The organism is Bacillus sp. JJ1127, from assembly GCF_036965845.1.
GTDB lineage: Bacteria > Bacillota > Bacilli > Bacillales > Bacillaceae_G > Bacillus_A.
This window is the reverse complement of the sequence record NZ_JBALQK010000276.1, coordinates 1-5,890: the sequence shown is the minus strand read 5'-3', so window position 1 is coordinate 5,890 and position 5,890 is coordinate 1. Positions and strand designations below refer to the sequence as shown.

8 protein-coding genes are annotated in these 5,890 nt (G+C 35.7%); 6 read left to right on the top strand and 2 right to left on the bottom strand.

Features of this window, described 5'->3' with window-relative positions:
- Both V7183_RS22245 and V7183_RS22240 read left to right on the top strand, forming a co-directional pair.
- Positions 1-247 (top strand): nucleotidyltransferase domain-containing protein (locus V7183_RS22245; RefSeq protein ID WP_335360866.1); only part of this gene is annotated, 247 nt, incomplete at its 5' end.
- Positions 248-356: 109 nt separating this feature from the next.
- On the top strand, positions 357-596 hold the full coding sequence (locus tag V7183_RS22240) for a hypothetical protein (protein ID WP_335360865.1): 240 nt from the start codon (positions 357-359) through the stop codon (positions 594-596).
- A 127-nt stretch (positions 597-723) separates the two neighbouring features.
- Here the strand turns inward: V7183_RS22240 and V7183_RS22235 are convergent, their stop codons facing one another.
- Positions 724-1,044, bottom strand: a complete 321-nt coding sequence (locus tag V7183_RS22235; RefSeq protein ID WP_097898306.1) for a 2Fe-2S iron-sulfur cluster-binding protein — start codon at positions 1,042-1,044, stop codon at positions 724-726.
- Between the two features lie 147 nt (positions 1,045-1,191).
- On the opposite strand from V7183_RS22235, the gene V7183_RS22230 reads away from it, so the two are divergent.
- Positions 1,192-1,890 carry an RNA polymerase subunit sigma-70 gene (locus tag V7183_RS22230; protein WP_335360864.1) on the top strand — a complete coding sequence of 233 codons (699 nt, stop codon included), beginning with the start codon at positions 1,192-1,194 and terminating at the stop codon, positions 1,888-1,890.
- 21 nt (positions 1,891-1,911) lie between these two features.
- Positions 1,912-2,493, top strand: a complete 582-nt coding sequence (clpP, locus tag V7183_RS22225; RefSeq protein WP_335360863.1) for an ATP-dependent Clp endopeptidase proteolytic subunit ClpP — start codon at positions 1,912-1,914, stop codon at positions 2,491-2,493.
- Positions 2,494-2,546: 53 nt separating this feature from the next.
- On the opposite strand, the gene V7183_RS22220 is transcribed toward clpP, so the two are convergent.
- Positions 2,547-3,404 (bottom strand): glycine betaine ABC transporter substrate-binding protein, encoded by an 858-nt coding sequence (locus tag V7183_RS22220; RefSeq protein ID WP_335360862.1) that lies wholly within the window; start codon positions 3,402-3,404, stop codon positions 2,547-2,549.
- A 211-nt stretch (positions 3,405-3,615) separates the two neighbouring features.
- On the opposite strand from V7183_RS22220, the gene V7183_RS22215 reads away from it, so the two are divergent.
- Together V7183_RS22215 and V7183_RS22210 are read left to right on the top strand one after the other, a co-directional pair.
- Positions 3,616-4,821, top strand: a complete 1,206-nt coding sequence (locus V7183_RS22215) for a quaternary amine ABC transporter ATP-binding protein (protein WP_097898310.1) — start codon at positions 3,616-3,618, stop codon at positions 4,819-4,821.
- Positions 4,814-5,653 (top strand): ABC transporter permease, encoded by an 840-nt coding sequence (locus tag V7183_RS22210; protein ID WP_335360861.1) that lies wholly within the window; start codon positions 4,814-4,816, stop codon positions 5,651-5,653. The genes V7183_RS22215 and V7183_RS22210 overlap by 8 nt, the downstream gene beginning before the upstream one ends.
- Positions 5,654-5,890 lie beyond the last annotated feature (237 nt).

Genomic DNA, 5,890 nt, shown 5'->3' with positions numbered 1-5,890 from the left:
AAGAAATTATCTTATTCAAGAATATAAATGCCATTCAATTATATTGTATGGATCATATGTAAACGGTGACTATACAGAAGAAAGTGATATAGATATTGTATGTTTTACAGATGAAGAAAATATGAAAAGTAATGATACGAGTATTGTAGGTAATAAACAATTAGATGCATGGATTTATAAAACAGAGAAAATGGAAGATATAGAAGGATTTCTTCGAATAAGGGGGGGGAAAGGTCTTATTAGATAAAAAGGGACTGTGCAAAGGCTTTTTACATAAGATTAATGAATTATTTCAGCAAGGGCCGAAGCAATTAACATTAGAAGAAAAGCATTTTTTACAAAGCTGGATTCAAAAGATGCATCGAAGAGCTCAAAAGGGAGATGTTGAAGGGAATTATAGATATCACTGGTTATTAGTAGATAGTTTATCAATTTATTTTAGTTTAAAAGACATTTGGTATTTAGGACCAAAGCAATCTTTAAAGTGGTTATATGAAAACGAACGCGAAGTGTATGTGCTTTTTGATCGTGTATTAGGGCCTAATGCTGAAATGGAAAATATAAATCAGTTAGTGGAGCATATCATGAACATATAATATAATTGGCCCCCCTTTTGCATGAAGGCTGAAGGGGGGATTTATGATTGGATAACTTCTTTAAAAGAGAAGACCAGCAGCACATTTACCAGCTAAACATTTTAAATTCATTGTAATACGTCTAAAGTTATTCTGCGGGACGGGGTCCAGCGTCTAAACCTGAATTTTCGACTGTTAATACTGGACGAACGGTTAAATCTGTATGTACTCGCATCTGGCATGACAATCGTAAATGATCTTCAATGCCTTTTTCCGTAATTACATTTTTCTCGTCGCGGGTAGGTTCACAAAAATCGCCTGCTATTATTTCAACTCTACAAGTCGTGCATCGAGCTTTCCCGCCGCAACGATGAAGGATTTGAACGCCATTATCTTCAAGTGCCAACACTAATTTTGTTCCTTCTTTCACATCAAATGTACCATTGCCTATAACGGTTAATTTTGGCATGCTTTTGCCTCCTCGTGTAAAATTCTACATAACATATTTATGACCGCACATTCACAAACATAAACATTAAAAATTTTTTCATTAGACCCGTAACTTTTTGATCTGTTCAATCGTTAATTAAGTAAGCGCTGAAAAGGAGTGGTTATTTTGTGCACAAAAGTAACGCAATTCTTCAAAAACCATATCGATATGAATCATTCAAATATAAGCTTTTTAATTGAAAATTATGCAGAGTTAAAAAGGTACTGTACGTTTTTAACAAAAAACAAATGGGACGGTGAAGACCTGGCTCAAGAAACTGTTTGTAAAGTGCTTCAAAAATATATAGGTGCAGAACATAAAGATGTTTGTATTACACTTCTATATAAAATTGCTCGAAATCAATGGCTGGATCAGATGAAGACAAAATCAGTTCAAGAGAAATTAAAGCAGCAAATTACATGTGAAGAACCGCATGAAAACATTGCTGATTTGCATGCGATGGTAGGAAGAGTATTATCTTCACTTACTGTACAACAATCCATCATTTTTTTATTAAAGGATGTTTTTCAGTACAGCTTATCTGATATTGCAAAATTATGCTCAATATCAGAAGGTGCAGTTAAGGCTTCATTGTTTCGTAGTAGAAACAGATTGAAAATGGTAAGTGAAGAAGAGGAGATTGAATTAGTTGGGCAGGAGGATGATATTGAGGTAGTTGTAACAGCGATTAGTGAACAAAAACCAGAATTGTTAACAAAACTTCTTCCAACTATTCATTTTACACATCTATCATCAAAGCAGCCCGTGCTATTATTCAATATGAAAAAAACCTCTTCTTGCGATTACATGTTATGCGCGGCTTAAAAAGTAGATGGAGGGATTTTCATGAATGCAATTCCTTATGTTGTAGAACAAACAAAGTTAGGAGAACGCTCCTATGATATATATTCAAGGTTGTTAAAAGATCGCATCATAATGATTGGATCAGAAATTAATGATCAAGTGGCAAGTAGTGTGGTGGCGCAATTATTATTTTTAGAAGCAGAAGATGCAGAAAAAGATATCTTTCTCTATATCAATAGCCCAGGCGGTTCAACTGCAGCGGGATTTGCGATATTAGATACAATGAATTTGATTAAGCCAGATGTTCAAACGCTTTGTATGGGGTTCGCAGCGTCATTTGGAGCACTCTTGTTGCTCGGCGGTGCAAAAGGAAAAAGATTTGCGCTGCCAAATAGTGAAATTATGATTCATCAGCCGCTTGGCGGAGTGAAAGGGCAAGCGACGGAGATTGAAATAACAGCGAAACGAATATTAAAGTTAAAACAAGATATTAACAAAATCATATCGGATCGAACAGGGCAACCGATTGAAAAGGTAGCACAGGATACGGAAAGAGATTATTTTATGACAGCAGAAGAAGCAAAAGCGTATGGTATTGTTGATGCTGTAATTGACAAAAAATAATGTGAAATAGGGCAGAGAATGTTATATTCTCTGCCCTATTTTTGAGTAGTAAATTAATCCTTTATCCACCCATCCACTAATGCCTGATTCTTTTTAATCCATTTTCGCGTAGCATCTTCAGGATCCTTCGTTTTATTTAACATTACCATTAATGTACCAAGCTGTTCATCATTCATTTTCCATCTATCAAAATATTTCACAATTTCCGGATAATCTTTTTCGAAACCTTTTCGCACAGAGTAATAAATGTCGTCTTTTTCCCCATATACTTTCTTAGGGTCCTTTAAATATTTTAGGTCAAATTCTGAAAAGCCCCAGTGTGGATTCCAAAGCGTTACAACGATTGGTTTCTTTTGCGTATATGCTTTTTTTAGCTCACTCATCATTGCTGCTTCTGAAGATTGGACAAGTTTCAGCTTTATATCATATTCTTTCATTGCTTTATCGGTTAAATTCATAAGGCTGCTACCAGGTTCAATACCGACAATTTTATTATTTAATTCATCTTTATGGGCATTTAAATCCTCGATACTGTTAATGTCCTTCATATAAGAAGGGACGACTAAGCCTAGCCCAGTTCCTTCATACCATTTTGATTTTAAAACAATGTCATTTTTATACCGATCATTTAATGGTTTATCAGTAACAGGGAGCCATACTTCTAAGTTTGCATCTACATCGCCGCGAGCAACACCGGTCCAAATCGCAGCTTTTTCTAAATACATGAGTTCAACTTTGTAGCCTTTTTGTTCTAATAAAATTTTCCACATATTTGCAGCCGCAATATTTTCCTTCCAACTTGTTACACCAAGTTTAATTTTTCCTTTTATATTTGCATTTGTTGCATTACAAGAGGTAATAATCATACCGATGAATAACAAAATGCATATAAGCCATATTTTTCGTTTCATTGAAAGCCTCCCGTTTCATAAATAGAAAATTTCTTTTTATCGGAATGTGTGTATTTCATTTTGTATAGCATTGCTAAATCTATATGCGAACCTTCTTATTATGAACGGAAACGAAGATTTTAAAAAAATCTTATAGGAGTAATTTCTATGTAATATTTCTGTTTAAAATCGCTACACTATGTGAATAGATGGGCAGAAAAGGAGTCGTTATATGGAAAATACAAAAGTTCGTGTTGAAAACGTAACAAAAGTATTTGGAAAAAACCCTCAAAGAGCAGTTGCGTTATTAAAAGAAGGAAAAAGTAAATCAGAAATATTGAAAGAAACAGGGATGAACGTTGGGGTGAAAAAGGCAACGTTTGAAGTATATACAGGAGAAATATTTGTAATTATGGGATTGTCAGGAAGCGGGAAGTCAACTCTAGTTCGGATGTTAAACCAATTAATAAAACCAACGGCAGGTCATATATACATAGATGGAGAAGACATCGCAACGATGGGGAAAGAGGCGCTTAGGAAAGTTAGAAGAACGAAAATGAGTATGGTTTTTCAAAAGTTTGCGCTATTCCCGCATCGTACTGTCTTGCAAAATGTTGCCTATGGATTAGAAATACAGGGGGTTCCGGTAGAAGAAAGAGAAGCGAAGGCTCTAGAATCACTCAAATTAGTAGGATTAGACCATCATAAAAATAGTTATCCAGGGCAGCTAAGCGGCGGTATGCAGCAACGCGTCGGTATTGCGAGAGCGCTTACAAATGACCCGGATGTCCTACTTATGGACGAGTCATTTAGCGCATTAGATCCACTCATTCGAAAAGAAATGCAGGATGAATTGTTAGAGCTGCAAGATAAGATGGAAAAAACAATTATTTTCATTACGCATGATTTAGATGAGGCGCTTCGAATTGGTGATCGTATTGCATTAATGAAAGATGGAGAAATCGTACAAATTGGAACTCCAGAAGAAATTATGATGAGCCCTGCGAATGAATTCGTAGAAAAATTCGTTGCGGATGTGAATTTAGGAAAAGTTATTACTGCTGAATCTATTTTGAAAAGACCAGAAACATTATTAATTGATCGTGGACCACGTGTGGCACTGCAAATTATGAGAAATGCAGGCGTGTCTACTGTATATGTTGTAAATAAAAAACATGAATTTTTAGGGATATTAACAGCTGATGACGCAAGTAAAGCGGTTCAAAAACAGTGGCCGATTGCTGATTTACTGCTGAAAGATATTCCACACGTGTATTTAGATACATTACTTGAAGAGACATATGCGAAAATGGCAGAGATGAAGCTCCCATTACCGGTTATTGATGAGCAGAAAAGGTTAAGAGGCATAATCAAACGAGAAAGTGTCATTCAAGCCCTTGCAGGAAATATTGAGGAAGAGGTGAATGACGATGAATAGTATTCCGCGTATTCCTTTAGGTGAATGGGTCGATACGTTTGTAGCTAGTTTATATGCGCATTTTGAAGGGGTATTTAGAGGCTTTTCATACGTCATAGGTGGTTTCGTTGATTTACTTACAAACTTCTTAACATTGATTCCAGCATTTTTAATGATCATCATTGTATGTTTTCTCATTTGGTATACAACGCGGAAAATATCTTTAGTGGTTTTTGTGTTAATCGGTTTATTATTCATTTTAAACATTCACTACTGGGGACAAACGATGCAAACATTAGCGCTTGTTCTTACGTCGGTTATCATTTCCATTATTGTCGGGATTCCAATCGGTATTTTAGCATCACAAAATGAACGGTTTTCAAAAATTTTAAAACCAACATTAGACTTTATGCAAACAATGCCAGCGTTTGTGTATTTAATTCCGGCGATTACATTCTTTGGAGTAGGTGTCGTGCCAGGAATTATTGCATCTGTAATTTTTGCGATGCCACCAACAATTCGCTTTACAGACTTAGGAATTAGACAAGTACCTGAAGATTTAATTGAAGCAGCAAATGCATTTGGTTCTACCGCATCGCAAAAACTATTTAAAGTCCAATTACCACTTGCAACGGGAACAATAATGGCCGGTGTAAACCAAAGCATTATGCTATCTTTATCAATGGTTGTTACAGCTTCACTTGTAGGTGCTCCAGGACTTGGGGTCGATGTGTATCGTTCAGTTACGCAAGTGAATATTGGAATGGGATTTGAGGCTGGACTAGCTATCGTAGTGATTGCAATTATATTAGATCGAATTACACAAGGTTTTCATCGAAAAAGAAGAGGGTAAAAAAGCATTCATTATATGAAGGTAGTTACCGAAAGAAAATTTTGAATTGAGTATAATATGTCAAAACATATTTATGATGGAATTTTATCCCGCTATTTGTGGGTAGTAAGGCTTCCACCTCAAAATTCAGTGAAAGCAAAGAAATTAAGTGCGGGATTAACTGTCCGTAAAAGCACAATTGGTGAGGGCTGATAATCAGTGGGGGAAGAAAACCCCACTGATTAAAGTTTCATTTTA

Bases quoted from the DNA above. Each gene is read 5' to 3' on its own strand.
- V7183_RS22240 (WP_335360865.1), top strand. From the start codon at position 357: ATGCATCGAAGAGCTCAAAAGGGAGATGTTGAAGGGAATTATAGATAT.
- clpP (WP_335360863.1), top strand. From the start codon at position 1,912: ATGAATGCAATTCCTTATGTTGTAGAACAAACAAAGTTAGGAGAACGC.
- V7183_RS22210 (WP_335360861.1), top strand. From the start codon at position 4,814: ATGAATAGTATTCCGCGTATTCCTTTAGGTGAATGGGTCGATACGTTT.
- V7183_RS22235 (WP_097898306.1), bottom strand. From the start codon at position 1,044: ATGCCAAAATTAACCGTTATAGGCAATGGTACATTTGATGTGAAAGAA.
- V7183_RS22215 (WP_097898310.1), top strand. From the start codon at position 3,616: ATGGAAAATACAAAAGTTCGTGTTGAAAACGTAACAAAAGTATTTGGA.
- V7183_RS22220 (WP_335360862.1), bottom strand. From the start codon at position 3,404: ATGAAACGAAAAATATGGCTTATATGCATTTTGTTATTCATCGGTATG.